Below are 16,789 nucleotides of genomic sequence, written 5' to 3' on the forward strand. Positions count from 1 at the left end.
ACATAAAATTCAACGATCGTTGACATTGGCCATTTCAAACGCCATATTCTCTGAAATATCAACGATCATTGAAGTGAAAACATGCTCGATCCCGCGCGAACCAAAATCAGAGATGCCGCATCGCTGGGCAACGCGATCCGCGAACGCCGGGTCGCACTTGGCATGTTGCAAAGTGATGTCGCGATGCAAAGCGGTGTTTCGGTGCAAACCGTCAGCGCCATTGAAAACGGCAAAGACACAGCCCGCATCGGAATTGTCCTGCAAATCTGCCGCGATCTTGGCCTGCCTCTGACCGCAGGGGGCTGACCATGACACCTTTGGTGCTTGATGTATTTCTTGAGGCAGTTCAAACGCCCGTTGGTCAGCTGATGCGCCATGATGATGGCAGTTTGGCGTTTCGGTATGTTACCGATGAATTGCCACATCCGATTTCGCTGTCCCTGCCCCTGCGCACCGCCCCTTATGGCGACGCAGAAACCCGCGGTTTTTTCAGCAACTTGTTGTTTGAAAATGCGCAGCGGGATCAGATCATGCAGCGCTACGGCATCGACTTTTCGGATATTGTTGGGCTGCTCTATCATCTTGGTGCAGATTGCCCCGGTGCGATTTCCTGCGTGCCACAGGGCGCGGGGCCGGCAAAACAACCCGGTGACCTGACCACGGATTATGACGTGCTGGATGACGCAGCATTGCACGCGCTCATGACTTCACTGCGCAATCATCAACGGGTGCCAGACGGCACGCCCGATCCGTCGCCTGTGGCCGGGGTGCAGGGAAAAGTCGCCGTGACCCAGCTCCCCGATGGGCGGCTCACGCGGCCAAAGCCAGGTTTAAACGTCCCAACAACCCACATTCTAAAAGTCCCCCGCCGCACTGAAATGCGCACCGTCGCCCATGAACACATGTTGATGACAATCATGACACAGGTGCAAAACCACCCCGTCGCCGCGACCGAAATTATAGGAACCGGAAATTTGCAGGGGTTACTGATCACCCGTTTTGATCGCACGATCACGGGCACCCAAATCACGCGCCTGCATCAAGAAGATTTTTGTCAGGCGCTTGGGCTCGGGCCCAGCCTAAAATACCAACGCGGTGGCACGCCCGACCGTGCCTTTAGCGCCAAAGCCGTCGGTGCATTGTTAGAAAACACCGAAAGTCCCGGCCGTGCACGCCAAGCGTTTTTGGAAATCACGTTGGCCAATCTGATGCTGGGGAACACCGACAACCACGCTAAAAATCACGCACTTCTCTATACGGGCGCACACCCTATTCTCGCCCCCGTTTATGATGTTGTGCCAACCGTGATCGACAGCACCGTCATTCACCAACTGTCGTTTGATATCGGCACTGCGAACATGACCGATGATATCACCGAAAACGACATCACCGCCTTTGCCCAAGCGCTTGGGTTTCCACGGATCGCCCCGGCGCTGCGCAGGCGGCTTTCTAAACTCATGCAAGATATCGTGGCGCAAATCGACCAACACCAAGGCCCCGAAAGAAAACGCATTGGCGACGCAATTGCAGAACAAAGCAAATGGATTGTTGCCGCCATGGGGGCTGATATTTCGGTCCCTGAACGCGATCTGGTCGTGATCAACCGCGCCCAGTGATCATATTTTTGCGCCTCGCAGAAATATCGGAACAGCAAAGGTCAGAAAAACCAACCGGAACACATGATGCGCCGCGACAAAGGTTGGGTCCAACCCCGCCTGCACCGCAATGGCGGCCATGGCTTCGACCCCGCCGGGCGCAAAAGCAACAAACAATAGCCCCGGCGACAGACCCAGCATAAACATCACCCCAACCACGCCCAAACCTGCGGCGGTCACCGTCACCAGCGTCACCCAAACACCGGCCCAAACCGCGCCCAGCAAAACCGGCAGTGTCACACCGCGAAAACGTGTCCCGATCAGCGCCCCCATCACAAGGTAGGCTGCAAAGGCCAGCCAATCGGGTATCCGCCCCGGCGTGGCCCCCATCAAATGCCCAACCGCCGATACAAACATCCCCGCCAATAAAAACGCCGCAGGAATTTGAAACCGCTTAAACAAAAACCCAACAGCCCCCGCGGCGATCCCTAGCCCGATGCCTGATGTCAACGACATCACAAAGGGCGGTAAAAACGTTTCACCTGTGACGCCAAAAATCCCAAATATGATTGGCGGTACGCAGATCGTCAGGAATAAAACGCGCGTGCTTTGCACAACGCTAATGCGGGTGAGTTCACGCCCATCTTCGGCAGCGATACCCAAAATGTAACTCAGATGCCCCGGGGCCGAGGCCAAAGTGGCGTTGAACCCGCTGAACCCAAAAAACCGCCGCAGCAAAAATCGGTTGGTAAACATGCTCAGCAACAACGCCAACGACAACATGACAAAGCTCAGCGGCCACGTCGCAGCAGCGCGTAAAACTTCGGGTGTGACAGAGGCACCGATCCCAACCCCAAGTGCGACAAAACACACATCCCGCACATGGGTTGGCATAATCACCGGCGCGCCGAAAATGCCGCCCAAGGTCACCGCGACAGCAGACCCTGTCAGCACCGCCGCCGGAAATCCGATCAGCGAAAACACAATGGCCCCGACCCCCGCCAAAGCGAGGGTCAAAGCCAGTTCATAAATCGTTTTCAATTGCACAATTCGAGGTCCTAAAGATCAGTCACCATCCGCAACACCTGCCGCGCGCAATCGGGCCCGGCGGGCGCGGTAGCTTGGCAAAATCACCAGAAGCGCGGCCAATACCAATAGACCCATCGCCATTGGACGTTCCCAGATAAATCCGATCCCATCATACAGCTGCATAGAGCGGGAAAAGTTATCTTCCAACATCGACCCAAGGATAAAGCCAATCAACAGAGGCGCCAGCGGATAATCCGCAAACCGCAGGATCGTTGCACAAACCCCAAAGCCCACCAGCAACAACAATTCTGTAGCGTTGTTTTGCCCGATATAGGCCCCCATCATCGTAAAGAACAAAATGAACGGGATCAGATAATTGCGCGGCACCGCCAGCACTTTGGCGATATACGGGATCAGCGGTAAATTCAGGATCAACAGGATCACATTACCGATATACATTGATATGATCACCGCCCAGAAAATTTCTGGCTGATCCACCATCAGACGCGGACCCGGTGACACATTCAGTGCAATCAACGCACCCAGCAAAATCGCCGTGGTGCCCGACCCCGGAATGCCCAGTGTCAGCAATGGCACGAATGATCCAGTACAGGCCGCGTTATTCGCGCTTTCTGGCGCGGCGAGACCCTTAACCGATCCTTTGCCGAATTGATCCTGTTCCTCTTTCGGTGCGATATTGCGTTCAACGGCGTAGCCTAGGAATGACGCAATTGTTGCCCCGGCCCCCGGCAGAACACCGATCAAAAACCCCTGAATAGACTGGCGACCAATCACCGGGGCAATTTGGCGGGCTTCGTCGCGTGTGATCCGCAGATCTTTGATTTCACTGCTCGCATCGCCCGAATTTGACCGACTGGGATCCAGCACAAGATACATCGCCTCAGGCAGGGCAAACATCGCCATTGCAAGGGTGATAAACCCGAACCCGGACTGCAAATCCAATATCCCCATGGTAAAGCGCGGCAAGTTGAACAATGCCCCTTCCCCCACGGTTGCCATGATCAGGCCAAGCACTGTCATCAGCATGGCTTTGGCCACTTGCCCGGTTCCGGCAAACGCCGCAATTGCAGACAGACCCACCACCATCAGCGCGAAATATTCGGCTGAGTGAAACAGCAACGCAACGCTGGCCAAAGCCGGCGCAAAGATCATCAACAAGATCGCGCCAATGGTACCCCCGCAAAATGATGCAATGGCGGCCACGGTCAATGCTTTGCCCGCTTTGCCTTGGCGCGCTAAGGGGTATCCGTCAAAACTGGTTGCAACAGTGGATGCCACCCCCGGCGCATTGATCAGGATCGAAGACGTCGAGCCGCCAAAAATTGCGCCGTAATACACCCCTGCCAGCAAGATCAGCGCCGTGGACGGATCGCCAATTGAAATCGCCACCGGGATCATAATCGCGATGATCGACATCGGACCAAGCCCCGGCAGCATTCCGATGAATGTCCCGATTAAGCATCCGCCAATCACCATCAACAGATTGGTGACCGAAAACGCCGTGCTGAGACCAATTAAAATGCCTTCTAACATCTTTGCCCCCTACCCTAAAAAGAACGGTAATGGACGCAAGAAAATGCCAAGCACACCCTGCACCAAATACCAGATGATACCCGCCGCCAGCAGCGAAATTGGCACCAAATACAGAAACCGCCGTTCGCCCAACAACACCGCAGAACAGGTCAAAAACGCGACCGTCGAAATAACGAACCCAGCCGGGCGCAACAACAACGCATAGGCCACCATGAACAGCAGCAGCGCAATCGCCTGTCCGATCTTGTAGTCCCCCAATCGACGGTAATCGATGGCACCCTCAGCCGGGCCCGCGTCAGATTTTTCAAACCCCAGCAAAATCACCAATGATGCAACGATCGCCAGCACCGACAGAACCTTGGGAAAGGTGCTTGGCCATATCGGATTGCGCCGCATGAACGGGGCCAATCCTTCGTCCATCGTGAAAAAGGCTGTATACCCATAGACAAGGCACACCCCCAAAATGAGCAATGCGATCCAACGATCCAGTGCCATGACTCTCTCCCAAAAATTGTGAAATGCGCTAACGCGGGGAACGCACCCCGCATGGGGGGTGCGTTCTATGTGTGTTGGTTTAAAGGAAACCCAGCTCGCGCATCAGATCACCGATGACTTGCTCTTGTTCCTGAAGAAACGCGTCAAAATCAGCGCCAGAATTGTGGATATTCACCCAACCATTACGCGCGCGGACTTCTTCCCATTCTGGGGTTGCATACATCGCAGTCAGCGCCGCCTGATATGCCGCCAGCTCTGCCTCTGGCAAATCTGGGGCTGCAAAGAAACCGCGCCAATTGACGAAAGTTGTATCAATGCCTTGCTCCATCATGGTTTGCGCATCTTCATATGCACCAACGCGTTCAGATGCAGTCACACCGATGATTTTAACTTCGCCTGCATTGGCCAGATCAACCGCTTCGGAAAACCCGGTAGACAGGGCCGCGATTTCACCTGACAGCAGCGCCGCCATGGCCTGACCACCCGCGTCATACGGAATGTAGCGCACTTCGTTGGGGTCTTCGCCCGCCGCCTGCATTACCATCGCCGCAACAAGGTGATCCATGCCACCCGGAACCGAACCGCCACCAATCGCCGTGCTTCCCGGATCAGCCCGATACGCCGCCAACAGGTCGTCCATGGAATTCAGCGCACTATCTTTGCCAACAACGATCGCGGCATAGTCACCGATGGTGCCCGCAACCAAAGTCAGATCGCGGAAGTTATACGGGAACACGCCCGTCAGTGACCGGATCACAATCGGCGTAGAATTCACCATCAAGGTGCCGTGCTGGCTTTCGGCGTTTTCGATCAGGTACCCGATCGCTTTGCCGCCGCCGCCACCAGACATATTTTCGTAGCTGGCCGTGCCAACCAAACCGGCCGCGGTCAGCGCTTCGCCCGTGCCGCGCGCGGTGCCATCCCAGCCGCCGCCAGCGCCCCCCGGAATCAGAAAGTGGATGCTATCCAAATCTTGGGCTTGCGTCACCGCAGGTGCCCCAAACGCGAAGGCCGCAGTTGCCGCCGCAAGCATGACCCGCCGGGTCAAATTCAGTTTTGTCATAATGTCCTCCCATTTGACAAAGCAGCGCAAAGCCGCCCATGACTGAAAGAAAACATGTTAACCTGACATAAACCTGTCACGTCCGCCAAAGGCCAAAATCCGATGCGATATCTGTTGATCGAAGATAACGAAAAACTGGCCGGGGCCATTGTGGAACGGCTGGTGCTTGAGGGGCATGTTGTGGATCATGCCGCGCAGATTTCCATGGCACATGAATTTGCCGCGCTGGCAGATTACGATTTGATTTTATTGGATATTATGTTGCCAGATGGCGATGGCCGTACATTTTTAAACCACCAACGCGAAAAACAGGATGACACCCCGGTCATTGTTTTAACCGCACGATCAGAAGTGTCAGATCGGGTCAGTGTTTTGGATCTTGGCGCGGATGATTACATCACCAAACCGTTTGATTTTTCCGAACTCGAAGCCCGCTGCCGCGCGGTACTGCGCCGTCGTCGTGGGGACGGAACCAACACAAAAAGAATCGGTGATGTGACCTTTGATCCGATGTCTGGCCTTCTGCGCGTTGGTCAAACTGAGGTCTCCCTGCGCAATAAAGAAATGCGCCTGATCGAAATTTTTCTCAACGCCCCTGACATCATTTTTGCGAAATCCAAACTGGTGGATCGGCTGTTTTCCTATGACGAAGACGTGTCCGAAAATGCCATCGAAGTGTACGTCGGACGCCTGCGCAAACACCTGAACGGATCAAACGTCCAAATCACCACCGTGCGCGGCATGGGGTATCGGTTGTCTGTCCAATGACCCGTGTTTTGCACATCACCGGTTCTGTTCGGCGCAAACTCATGCTGCAACTTGTGGGCAGCGCCGCGATATTGGCGTTTGGGCTTTATCTACTCGTGCAGAACTTTGCCCAGAATGTCGCCGAAGAAACCCAAGACAACACCCTGATCGCCTCTGTCACCTCGGTTTTGGATTCGGTTGCGGTGCAATCCGGGGCGATTGTGGTCGATATTCCCTATTCGGCCTTTTCCATGCTGGGCAACACCAGCAACGACCGCGTGTTTTATAAGATCGAGGCCAACGGCGCATTTCTTACCGGGTATGATGATTTGCCAAGCGCGCAAAGCGATGGCCGCAGCACCGGCGTTTTGACAACCCCCTACCGCGGTGAATCCGTGCGCATCGCAACAGCGCAGCGTCACCTCGCACTTGCTGATGGTCCGACGCTTGTGACAGTGTCCATCGCACAGACCCGCAATGGGTTGACCCAAATTCTGGCCCGTATTTCAAAGGCTGCTTTGATCTTTGGCTCTGGCTTTTTCGTTGTTGCGACGTTGCTCGCGGTTTTGACCGCACGTTCAACCGTAAAACCCTTGCAGCAACTCGCGACGTCTGTGTCGCGGCGCGGGCCAAAAGATTTACGGCCCGTGAACGCACCCGTTCCGACCGAAATGGCGCCGCTTGTCGGCTCGCTTAATCAATTCATCAAACGGCTAAAGGTATCGCTGACCCGCTCTGAGGATTTTATCGCTGAGGCCGCGCATAGGGTGCGCACCCCTTTGGCCACCGTGCGCGCGCAGGCGGATGTGGTGTTGCAACGGGTGGAAAAGCCCGAAAACCGCAAATCCCTGCGCGATATGATACGCGCCATTGATGAAAGTTCGCGCGCCGCAGGCCAATTGTTGGATCACGCCATGGTCACCTTTCGCACCGATCATTTGGCAAGCGAAGAAATCAACCTCACCGAACTCACCGCTGAGTTGGTCAATCAACTGCGCCCCGTCGCGGGGTTAAAGGACATTCAGTTCATCGTAACCCACAGCCCCCTGCCTCCGATCAAAGGGGATGCGATTTTACTACAAAACGCCGTGCGCAATATCCTCGACAATGCGATCAAATATTCAGGTGCGGACAGCGACATCGAAATTTCGTTTTCCCACACGGATCAAAATTGCGTCCTGCAGGTCAAAGACAGCGGCGTAGGCCTGCCCACCGATAAGATCGAAACGCTCACCGGGCGGTTTGTGCGGGGGGCCAATGTGTCGGAAACAGTGGGGTCTGGCCTTGGCCTGACCATCGCAAACGAAGTCATGCGCGCCCACGGCGGGGCGCTCCAAATTCGCAATAACGAAAAAGGATCAGGCGCATGCGTTTCTTTGCACTTTCCGCATTCCTAATCGGGTTCTTTACGACTGCCCCGCTGGGCGCATTTGAAATCGAAACCGAAACGCTGTTTGAGGTGGACCAACCCACCGCAACATTGCGGGTGATATCGACCTCTGATCAGGATTTATTCACCCCGATGGTTTTGGCGTTTCAGGCCGAAAACCCCACCGTTTCCGTTGCCTATACGTCGGTCAGCAGCACCGAATTGATGCAAGCGGTATACAGCGAAAACGTGCCCTTTGACGTGGCGATTTCATCCGCGATGGATTTACAGGTCAAACTGGCCAATGACGGGTTCACCCAACCTTATCAGTCGGCCCAGACGAACTTGCTGCCCGATTGGGGGAATTGGCGCGGGCATGTGTTTGCCTTTACCCAAGAACCCGCATCAATCGTGATTTCACCGTCGGCCTTTGCCGGGCTTTCGCTGCCTGAAACCCGTCAGGAATTGATCCAGACTTTGCGCGAAAACCCAGACCGGTTTCGCAATCGCATCGGCACCTATGACGTGCGCACCAGCGGACTTGGGTATCTTTTCGCCACCCAAGACGCGCGCACCTCAGAAACCTATTGGCGCCTTATGGAGGTCATGGGTGGTCTTGGCACGCAGCTTTATTGTTGCTCAAACGCGATGATTGATGACGTGCAATCCGGCACCTTGGCCGTGGGGTATAACGTCCTCGGCAGCTATGCCGACGCGCGCAAAGCACAGGGCGACGACATCCACGTTATAGCGCCTCGCGACTTTACCACTGTGATGCTGCGATCCGCCGTTATTCCGGTCAATGCCCCCTCCCCTACTTTGGCGCAGGGGTTTGTGGATCACCTGCTATTGGCCGCGTGGGGGTCTGAAGTGCCGGATTATTACCCTTTTCCCCCTATCGCGAACCAAAACCAAAATGCACAGACGTCCCCCCGTCCTATTCGCTTGGGGCCGGGGCTATTGGTGTTTTTGGATCAGCTCAAACGCCGCCTTTTTCTAGAGGCTTGGACAAATGCCGTTGTGCAGCCGTGATTCGAGAATGGGCCGGACCACGCTATGGGCAGCAAAATCACCCATTTCCGCACCTATAAGGCGATGTTGGCACAATTTTCAAATAAATATATATTTAACAATGACTTATTTCATGCTTTGTATCTGATACATCAAGTTCCGCTATATTTTGAGAAGCGCCCAATGTTCAATTCTCTAGGAATCTGTTGCCAAACCGTGTTTATCTTGCTTAAAGAAACGGTAAACAATGCGATGACGCAAAACAGCGTTACTAAGACAGAGGGCCGCAGTGGCACATTCGATCCATATCAATCAACGCATTCGTGAGAATGCGCAGAACATCAGTGCGGCTCTAGAAAGCCATATGATGACGATCTTTGCCCCTGATGCACGCAAAGAACTTCGTCTGTTTAGCGCAGGTGAAGCGGCGGAATTGCTCGGCATTTCCACAAGCTTCCTGCGTAAGCTGCATTTTGACGGTAAAATCCCAGATGTCCACACAACACCTGGGGGGCGTCGGCATTATTCTGCAGCGGATATGATCGAAATTCGCAAAATTCTGGAAACCACCGCCAAAACCTCCGGTGCCTACCTTCGGGGGCGTCGCGAAGGTGATAAAGTTCAGGTGCTTTCGTTCCTGAATTTCAAAGGCGGATCAGGTAAAACCACCAGTTCCGTGCACGCAGCGCAGCGCCTCGCGTTAAAAGGCTACCGCGTTCTCTGCGTGGATGTGGACCCGCAGGCGTCATTGACCACCTTGTTTGGCTACCGCCCTGAATATGATTTCCTGCAATCGGGCACCATCTATGATGCCATCCGATACGAAGACCCCCTGCCCCTGTCGCAGATCATTCAGCAGACCTATTTCACCGGCATTGATCTCGCCCCCGGCGGGTTGATGTTGCAGGAATTTGAACATGAAACGCCCCAAGCGTTGATGGGCAATATCCAACCGCCGTTTTTCGCCCGTATGGCTGCCGCCCTCCAAGAGGTTGAGGCAAATTACGACGTCATCATCTTTGATTGCCCGCCGCAGCTTGGCTATCTGACCATGTCCGCGTTGTGTGCATCGACCGGAGTCTTGATCACCGTTGTTCCCAACATGCTTGATATCGCGTCCATGTCGCAGTTTCTGCAAATGAGCGCAGATCTGTTAGACGTTGTATCAAACGCAGGCGCGAATATGGAATTTGATTTCCTACGGTTCCTGATCAATCGCTATGAACCCAACGATGGCCCCCAACAGCAGGTCGTCGCGTTTATGCGGCAACTGTTCGGCGAAGAAGTCATGGTTTCGCCCATGCTTAAAACCACAGCGATTTCTGACGCTGGCCTCACTCAGCAAACCGTTTACGAAGTGGAACGTTCTCAATTTCACCGCACAACCTATGACCGTGCGGTTGATTCACTCAATCTGGTGAACGACGAAATAGAGTCCCTGCTTCAACAAGCATGGGGGCGTTAATGGCACGCAAAGGCATCTTATCATCCAGTATTCCACCGGCATCTGAACGCAAAGATCCGCAACCCCGCCCGGCCATCATGCCGCGCGGCGCGGTTGGGGCGTTGCAATCGTCACTGTCAAAGTTGCAGGAAAACGCCGTCCAAGACATCGACGCGACCCTAATTGACGACGCCGGGGTCGAAGACCGGCTTGGCTTTGACAGTCAGGCCCAAACGCAACTGCGCGAAAGCCTAGAGGCCTACGGCCAACAGGTGCCCGTTTTGCTGCGCCCCCATCCGAAAACCCACGGGCGCTATGAAATCGTCTATGGACGGCGGCGGCTAAAGGCGCTCAAAGATTTAGGTCTGCCTGTAAAGTCCATGGTGCGCCAGCTGGACGATCATGCGTTGATCATGGCGCAGGGGCAGGAAAACACCGCCCGTCAGGATCTTTCGTTTATTGAAAAGGCTAGCTTTGCCGCGCAATTGCAAAGTGGCGATTATGAACGGCAGACAATTGCGGATGCCTTATCAATCGATCTGCCGATGGTCAGCCGGTTGTTAAAGGTCGGCAATGCGTTCGATCTGCCCTTTCTGCGGAAAATCGGATCGGCCCCTGCGATTGGCCGGGATCGGTGGATGCAACTTGTCCGTTTGTTTGAGGACAACGCCGCCAAGGCGCGCGCCGACGCATTTATGAACCGGCCCGAATTTGCACAGTTGGATTCCGATGGCCGGTTTGAGGCAATCTACGCCCGTGCCAGCCATAAACCCGACCCAGAGGCCACCACTGCGGCCCCTACCCCATCCAAACCGCGCACCCTGCGCGCCCCGGACGGCAAAGCTATCGCAGACATTCGCAGCACCAAACGCGGAGTCACCCTAAACATCCCGGCCCGCACCGCTGATGGGTTTGATCAGTGGTTCGAAGGGCATGCAGATGACGTCATAAAAGAGCTTCACGCGCGTTGGTTATCGGCCAGTGCAAACGATGAAGAAAACAGAGGTTAACAACAGGAGGCACACTTAAAGAGCGGCAAAAGAAAAGCCCCCCAAGACAAATCCCGGAAGGCCATTCTCGATGTTAGCACCTCAGAGATAACGCCAGCAGCCGGACGCTGTCAACTCTGTGCACGCGCACAGGGGGTGTATTTTGTTGTCTTTCGTGAAAAATAATGCAGCACGCGTCCCAAATTCAATTTGGGCGGCCGAAATCGGCTACTCAAATGACATCTGAAAATGCCCTTGATAAATGGGCGCTCTTGTCGGCGTTAACACAGGCCGCCGATGTGTACGATATTTCGCATCGCACGCTGGGGGTTCTTAAAATTCTCATGACGTTTTTACCTGAGCGCACCATTCCCACTGCCCCCGGTGCGGCGATTGTGTTTCCCGCAAATCGCACCTTATCCGAGCGCCTGAATGGAATGCCCGAAAGCACCCTACGTCGGCATCTGTCGCGATTGGTCGCCTTGGGTATTGTCAGCCGTCATGACAGCCCAAACCGCAAACGCTATGCGCGACGCTGTGGCGGTGAAATCGGCATTGCCTTTGGGTTTGACCTGAGCCCTCTCGTCTATAATGCCGACACCATCCACGCCAACGCCCACGCCGCTATCGCCAAAGCCGAAGAGCTGCGCCTGCTGCGTGACCGCGTTCTTGTCCTGCGACACGAGCTGTCAGAGCGGCCCACAGAACACCCAGAGCTGTTTGAGCATGTTGCACGCATCCTACGCCGCAAACCGGCTGAGGATCTCCTGCTGGATGTGTTAGAGCGTCTCAAAGCTGCGCTCAACGCCGCCCCGAAACCTGTGGATAACCAAACACCCGTTGCATTGCCATCATCCGAAATGAGCACCACTGACAACCAAAATGGGCGGCACATACAATATTCAGATAAAACATATTTTGACTCTGAAGAAACCCGTTCAGCAGATCAGCAAACCACAGCGCCTCACATTGCTCAGAAATCCAAAGAGGTGCCCTTAGCGGTTCTTCTAGAGGCTTGCCCAGAATACAGATCCTTTTTCCCAACGGGGCATTTCAAATGGTCAGACCTGATCAAGAATGCAGATCAGATTGCACCGATGTTGGGTATAACCCCACCTGTCCTATTCGAGGCAAAGCGCGCAATCGGCGTAGAACATACGGCGATTACCCTCATGTGTATTCTCGAACGTATGAAAGAAATCCGTAGCCCCGGCGCCTATCTGCGCAGTTTGATTAAACAGGGCAGATCAGGGTGTTTTTCCATCATGCCAATGATCAAAGCACAGATAAATCGGGCGGAAATGGCGTAATTGTCAGCTGACAATATAATTAATCCATATAAAACAATGAGGTAAAATTTGCATGCCCGACAATAATCCCAAAGGGGCAGCGCGCCTGTATTATTGCCAGCCGTACACAAACCATCTGCGCATTCACAGTCAGTGAAATCAAACGCTAAAGATCAATCATGTGAGGTGTCTAAGAAAGATCCAGATAGATAACAATTTGGATCGCTGTTTGTCGCAGTGTTAAATGCAAAAGGGCCAGGCGCTACAGGCCTGACCCTTAGAAGGTTTAATCGGTTTACTTCGCCATGGAGAAGGCCCGGTCAAGTCCCTCCGCCACGTTGTCGACATCGTCCAACGACAAACACATGGGCGGCACCATGCGCAAGCTTGACTGATAGGGGCCTGATTTGGACAGAATCAAACCACTGTCGCGGCAGGCTTCAAATACGGCAGACGTGGTTTCGGTGTCTGGTTCTTTGGTGTTTCGGTCTTTGACCATCTCAATCGCCAACATCAATCCGCGCCCCCGAACATCGCCAATGGCGTCATGACGGGATTTTAGATCGTGCAATCGGTCTAGCAATGCAGCGCCCACCACACGGGCGTTTTCCTGAACCTTATCTTCGCGAATAACCTCAAGCACGGCGCGTCCTGCGGCGCATGCCGTCGGATTGGCCCCATAGGTATGGAACATAAACTTTTCCGCCATCGGCGCTGCGATTTCTTTACGCGCGACCACGGCACCAAGCGGGAAGCCATTACCGATACCCTTGGCCATCACAACGATATCAGGGATAACGCCGTCGGCCTCAAACCCCCACATGTGATCACCCGTGCGCCCAAAGCCAGACTGCACCTCATCCGCGATATAAAGCCCGCCTGCGGCGCGCACACGCTCGGCGGCCCCAGACATATATCCGGCTGGCATTTCAATAATACCGCCGTAGCCCTGAACGCTTTCGACGAAAATACCGGCGACTTGCCCGGTTGTGGCGCTGCCAATGGTGCGGTCAATTTCATCTAAGTATGGCGCGGCCCCCGCCTGTTCGCCAAATATCCCGCGGTATTGATTGGGTTCAGCCACAAAGGCGACATTGCCCGGCATACCTGCGTGACGCCATCCGCTGATCCCAGTTAGCGATTGCGCCGCAGCGGTCGGGCCATGATAGGCCGTGCGCAATGCCAAAAGATCAAGGTTGCCTGTGTAGCCCCGCGCCATGGTCATGGCGAGGTCAACCGCCTCTGACCCTGAGTTGGTGAAATGCACAACCCATTCAATATCACCATTTGGGCCTTTGGGCATTGTTTGGGTTAGCTCCTCGGCGAAATGGGCGGGGACGGGATGGTAAAACATCGTGGTGCAATGGGTCAGGGTCTGGGCCTGTTCCATGGCGGCGGCGACCACTTTGGGGTGGGAATGCCCAACAGAGATGCAAACGTTCATACCCAAAAGGTCGGTATATTTGCGGCCCTCTACATCCCACAGATATTGCATGGACCCTTTTTGAAACACCATGGGATCGCGGAAGGGGACAAATTTCGTTTGGCTGGCCGCAAAGTATTGATCGCGGCGCGCAGCGGTTTGGGCAAGATCCCAATTGGTTGTTTGTGTCATTATGCGTTTCCTTCGATTTCGCGGGTGCGGCGCGCGACGTAATCATCCAATGCGTCACGCGTCGCGATATCCATTGCGGGCGGGGTGTATTCGGTCAGAAGCTGTTTGACGCGGGCAGTGGCACGATCCTGTTGCCAGCTTGCGCCTTCGGCGGCCCATTGTTCATAGGTGCCGTTGTCAGACATTTCGCCCATCCAAAAGGCCGATTCAAAATTGTCTTGCGTGTGCTGGGCCCCTAGGAAATGCCCGCCCGGTTCAACCTCAAAAAATGCGTCCATCGCTTGGGCGGCTTCGGAAAAATCCACACCCTGCACAAACTGCGACATGGCAGAGCAACGGTCCGCGTCCATGACGATTTTTTCATATCCGGTTGTCAGCAGTCCTTCGAGGCAGCCAGTGGCGTGAATGATGAAATTCACCCCCGCCAAAGCAGCCCCCATAAGCTGTGCCTGACTTTCATAGCCGGCTTGGGCGTCGGGGACTTTCGATGCGGTTAACCCACCAACAGAGTGAAATGGCAGGCCCAATCGATCGGCCAGTGTTTTTGCGCACATCTGAAATTGCGTGCCCTCAGGCGTGCCAAAGGTCGGCGCGCCGGTCTTTAGCGAAATCGGGGAAAAGAAGGTGCCAAAAGCCGCAGGCGCACCGGGGCGGATCAACTGGATCAAGGCAACACTTGCCATGACTTCGGCCAAGACCTGCGCCAAGGTTGCGGCGACGGTCACCGGACTCATGGCGCCGCCCAGCACAAAGGGGGAAACCACGGTGCATTGCCCGGCCGATGCGTATTCCTTCAACGCCCAAAGCATGGTTTCGTCCATGACCAATGGCGCGTTGGTGTTCACAACAGAATAGAGCACGCAGTTTTCATCGACAAAATCAGCCCCCATCGCCAGTTTCGCCATTTCAATCGTGTCGCGCGCCCGGTCGGGTGCGGTGACCGCCCCCATAAAGGGTTTATCGTTCATCGTGAGATGCGTGTGCGCCATATGGAGGTGCCGCAGCGGAACCGCGACATCAACGGGTTCAACCACCACGCCGCCAGAGTGGTTCACCGCACCCAATTGGTGATGCAGTTTGGTGATGTTTTTGAAATCTTCCAGCGTGGCATAGCGACGGCCTTGTTCCATATCGTGCACAAAGGGGGGACCAAAACTGGGCGCGTAGACCTGCGCGTTGCCACCGATCTGAACCGAGCGGGCAGGGTTGCGGGCGTGTTGCGTGAAAACGCGGGGTGCGGTTTTGATTTTATCGCGACACCAACCGGGATCAAAACGCACACGCTCCCCATCAACCCGCGCGCCATGTTTTTCAAACAACTCTAGCGTGTCTGGATCGCCGCGAAAATCCATGCCGATTTCATCTAAGATACGGTCTGCGTTCCGCTCGATGATCGCGATCGCCTCATCATCAATCAGGCTCACCAGCCCGATGTTGCGGGTGGTATAGGGGGCGGCAAGCGCGTTTTTGGCTGCCCTTGCTTGCATGCGCGATGTGCGCCCGGATCTGCGGCTCATGACTGGTCCTTTGGCGAGAGGCCCGATTGGGCGGTGCCACAGTGTAATCAGCATTCCGCCGGATCGCCCAGCGAATGTACACAGTATCAAAAATACTAATGTTAGAGATTAGCCAAGGTCGGAATAGGTGATTTGATCCGCGATTTCAGCAAATCGCATATTGAGATTGCGCCGCATGATGTCACTGCATTCTTGGGCGATGCGATAGGGAAAATCCCCAAGATCCCCCCGGCGCGCAATCAATTGTATCTGACGTTTAAACCCGGCAAAGGGGACAGGCGCCAAACGCAGTTTCATGCCTTCGGCGATACCGTCAATCAGTAGGCTAGGGGTGAGAATGGCAAAGCATTTTCCGGTGACAACCCCGGCAACAACCATAGAAGACCGGTCAGCCTCAATGGCGCGGGGCAGGTTCAGGCGGCAGCGCTGAAGGTGTTGATCTGTACGCCTGCCGACAGGTGTGGACACACCAAATCGCACCAGCGAGAGCCGTTGTGAAATCGCATCCATATCGTCGATTGGCCCATCGTATTCTTCGGGAAGAACCAGAAGAAAAGGTTCTTCTAATATAGGGAAAACGTCATATTCGGCGCTGGTTAAGATCAGGTCTGATGTGATGGCGAGATCAATCTGGCGAGCGTTGAGCAACGTCTGGTGATCGCTCGAAAGACCCGCGGATAAAATGAGTTCGGGCACCTTCAGTTGGTTTTCGACAAAATCAAATAAACCCGGTGTCAGCGTTGTTGCGATTGACGCCAAAAGCCCCATACGCAGAACAGGCAATGCCGCTGATTTCAGGTGACGCAGGTTTGATTTCATATCCTCGATTTCATTCAGCAGCCGATATCCGTGGCGCTGCATGACCTCGCCGGAATGTGTCACACCGATGGGGCGTTGACTGCGATCCAGAAGCGTGACGCCAAAAGCTTTTTCCAGGTTTCGCAAGTGTTGTGACGCAGCGGATTGCGTCATGCCAAGTGCGGTGGCCGCAGCCGTGACTTGGCGCATCTCTGCCACGGCCATAAAGACTTCGATCGCGCGAAATAGGTTTATATCGGTCTCTTTGGCCAAT

General features: G+C 54.7%; 15 protein-coding genes. 8 read left to right on the top strand and 7 right to left on the bottom strand.

All coding sequences use genetic code 11. The features are described 5' to 3' along the window. Window positions 1-81 precede the first annotated feature (81 nt). Window positions 82-306, top strand: a complete 225-nt coding sequence (locus tag G9C99_RS14630; RefSeq protein ID WP_166418267.1) for a helix-turn-helix transcriptional regulator — start codon at window positions 82-84, stop codon at window positions 304-306. A gap of 2 nt (window positions 307-308) precedes the next feature. After that, window positions 309-1,616: a type II toxin-antitoxin system HipA family toxin gene (locus G9C99_RS14635; protein WP_166418268.1), complete on the top strand. Its 1,308-nt coding sequence runs from the start codon at window positions 309-311 to the stop codon at window positions 1,614-1,616. Here G9C99_RS14635 and G9C99_RS14640 read toward each other — a convergent pair whose 3' ends face one another. The 4 genes from G9C99_RS14640 to G9C99_RS14655 all read right to left on the bottom strand — a co-directional run bounded on the left by G9C99_RS14640 (window position 1,617) and on the right by G9C99_RS14655 (window position 5,736). Next, window positions 1,617-2,642 (bottom strand): AbrB family transcriptional regulator, encoded by a 1,026-nt coding sequence (locus G9C99_RS14640; protein ID WP_331460014.1) that lies wholly within the window; start codon window positions 2,640-2,642, stop codon window positions 1,617-1,619. It lies immediately after the preceding gene. A gap of 18 nt (window positions 2,643-2,660) precedes the next feature. Beyond that, a complete protein-coding gene (locus tag G9C99_RS14645) occupies window positions 2,661-4,178 on the bottom strand; it encodes a tripartite tricarboxylate transporter permease (protein WP_166418269.1) in 1,518 nt (505 codons plus the stop codon). Between the two features lie 9 nt (window positions 4,179-4,187). Next, window positions 4,188-4,673, bottom strand: a complete 486-nt coding sequence (locus G9C99_RS14650; RefSeq protein WP_166418270.1) for a tripartite tricarboxylate transporter TctB family protein — start codon at window positions 4,671-4,673, stop codon at window positions 4,188-4,190. Between the two features lie 79 nt (window positions 4,674-4,752). Next, window positions 4,753-5,736 carry a tripartite tricarboxylate transporter substrate binding protein gene (locus G9C99_RS14655; RefSeq protein ID WP_166418271.1) on the bottom strand — a complete coding sequence of 328 codons (984 nt, stop codon included), beginning with the start codon at window positions 5,734-5,736 and terminating at the stop codon, window positions 4,753-4,755. Window positions 5,737-5,838: 102 nt separating this feature from the next. Between G9C99_RS14655 and G9C99_RS14660 the strand changes: the two genes are divergently transcribed. The 6 genes from G9C99_RS14660 (at window position 5,839) to repC (ending at window position 12,606) form a co-directional block, all read left to right on the top strand. Continuing rightward, window positions 5,839-6,504: a response regulator transcription factor gene (locus tag G9C99_RS14660; RefSeq protein ID WP_166418272.1), complete on the top strand. Its 666-nt coding sequence runs from the start codon at window positions 5,839-5,841 to the stop codon at window positions 6,502-6,504. Continuing rightward, on the top strand, window positions 6,501-7,880 hold the full coding sequence (locus G9C99_RS14665; protein ID WP_166418273.1) for a sensor histidine kinase: 1,380 nt from the start codon (window positions 6,501-6,503) through the stop codon (window positions 7,878-7,880). The genes G9C99_RS14660 and G9C99_RS14665 overlap by 4 nt, the downstream gene beginning before the upstream one ends. Beyond that, on the top strand, window positions 7,850-8,884 hold the full coding sequence (locus G9C99_RS14670; RefSeq protein ID WP_166418274.1) for an ABC transporter substrate-binding protein: 1,035 nt from the start codon (window positions 7,850-7,852) through the stop codon (window positions 8,882-8,884). The genes G9C99_RS14665 and G9C99_RS14670 overlap by 31 nt, the downstream gene beginning before the upstream one ends. A 268-nt stretch (window positions 8,885-9,152) precedes the next feature. Next, window positions 9,153-10,328, top strand: a complete 1,176-nt coding sequence (repA, locus tag G9C99_RS14675; RefSeq protein ID WP_166418275.1) for a plasmid partitioning protein RepA — start codon at window positions 9,153-9,155, stop codon at window positions 10,326-10,328. After that, window positions 10,328-11,317 (top strand): plasmid partitioning protein RepB, encoded by a 990-nt coding sequence (gene repB / locus G9C99_RS14680; protein ID WP_166418276.1) that lies wholly within the window; start codon window positions 10,328-10,330, stop codon window positions 11,315-11,317. The genes repA and repB overlap by 1 nt, the downstream gene beginning before the upstream one ends. Before the next feature lie 215 nt (window positions 11,318-11,532). Next, complete coding sequence (repC, locus tag G9C99_RS14685; RefSeq protein ID WP_166418277.1) at window positions 11,533-12,606, top strand: plasmid replication protein RepC; 1,074 nt, start codon at window positions 11,533-11,535, stop codon at window positions 12,604-12,606. Window positions 12,607-12,880: 274 nt separating this feature from the next. On the opposite strand, the gene G9C99_RS14690 is transcribed toward repC, so the two are convergent. The 3 genes from G9C99_RS14690 to G9C99_RS14700 all read right to left on the bottom strand — a co-directional run bounded on the left by G9C99_RS14690 (window position 12,881) and on the right by G9C99_RS14700 (window position 16,788). Then, on the bottom strand, window positions 12,881-14,200 hold the full coding sequence (locus tag G9C99_RS14690) for an aspartate aminotransferase family protein (RefSeq protein ID WP_166418278.1): 1,320 nt from the start codon (window positions 14,198-14,200) through the stop codon (window positions 12,881-12,883). After that, entirely contained in the window at window positions 14,200-15,717 is a 1,518-nt protein-coding gene (locus tag G9C99_RS14695) for a trimethylamine methyltransferase family protein (protein ID WP_166418279.1), read from the bottom strand. The genes G9C99_RS14690 and G9C99_RS14695 overlap by 1 nt, the downstream gene beginning before the upstream one ends. A gap of 108 nt (window positions 15,718-15,825) precedes the next feature. Then, a complete protein-coding gene (locus tag G9C99_RS14700; protein WP_166418280.1) occupies window positions 15,826-16,788 on the bottom strand; it encodes a LysR family transcriptional regulator in 963 nt (320 codons plus the stop codon). Window position 16,789: the final 1 nt, after the last annotated feature.

It is taken from the genome of Cochlodiniinecator piscidefendens (assembly GCF_011326755.1).
GTDB classification, from domain to species: Bacteria; Pseudomonadota; Alphaproteobacteria; order Rhodobacterales; family Rhodobacteraceae; genus Cochlodiniinecator; species Cochlodiniinecator piscidefendens.

Excerpts from the sequence above, each read along its gene's own strand:
- G9C99_RS14630 (WP_166418267.1), top strand. The coding sequence starts at position 82 with ATGCTCGATCCCGCGCGAACCAAAATCAGAGATGCCGCATCGCTGGGC.
- G9C99_RS14635 (WP_166418268.1), top strand. The coding sequence starts at position 309 with ATGACACCTTTGGTGCTTGATGTATTTCTTGAGGCAGTTCAAACGCCC.
- G9C99_RS14645 (WP_166418269.1), bottom strand. The coding sequence starts at position 4,178 with ATGTTAGAAGGCATTTTAATTGGTCTCAGCACGGCGTTTTCGGTCACC.
- G9C99_RS14650 (WP_166418270.1), bottom strand. The coding sequence starts at position 4,673 with ATGGCACTGGATCGTTGGATCGCATTGCTCATTTTGGGGGTGTGCCTT.
- G9C99_RS14655 (WP_166418271.1), bottom strand. The coding sequence starts at position 5,736 with ATGACAAAACTGAATTTGACCCGGCGGGTCATGCTTGCGGCGGCAACT.
- G9C99_RS14660 (WP_166418272.1), top strand. The coding sequence starts at position 5,839 with ATGCGATATCTGTTGATCGAAGATAACGAAAAACTGGCCGGGGCCATT.
- G9C99_RS14665 (WP_166418273.1), top strand. The coding sequence starts at position 6,501 with ATGACCCGTGTTTTGCACATCACCGGTTCTGTTCGGCGCAAACTCATG.
- G9C99_RS14670 (WP_166418274.1), top strand. The coding sequence starts at position 7,850 with ATGCGTTTCTTTGCACTTTCCGCATTCCTAATCGGGTTCTTTACGACT.
- repB (WP_166418276.1), top strand. The coding sequence starts at position 10,328 with ATGGCACGCAAAGGCATCTTATCATCCAGTATTCCACCGGCATCTGAA.
- repC (WP_166418277.1), top strand. The coding sequence starts at position 11,533 with ATGACATCTGAAAATGCCCTTGATAAATGGGCGCTCTTGTCGGCGTTA.
- G9C99_RS14690 (WP_166418278.1), bottom strand. The coding sequence starts at position 14,200 with ATGACACAAACAACCAATTGGGATCTTGCCCAAACCGCTGCGCGCCGC.
- G9C99_RS14695 (WP_166418279.1), bottom strand. The coding sequence starts at position 15,717 with ATGAGCCGCAGATCCGGGCGCACATCGCGCATGCAAGCAAGGGCAGCC.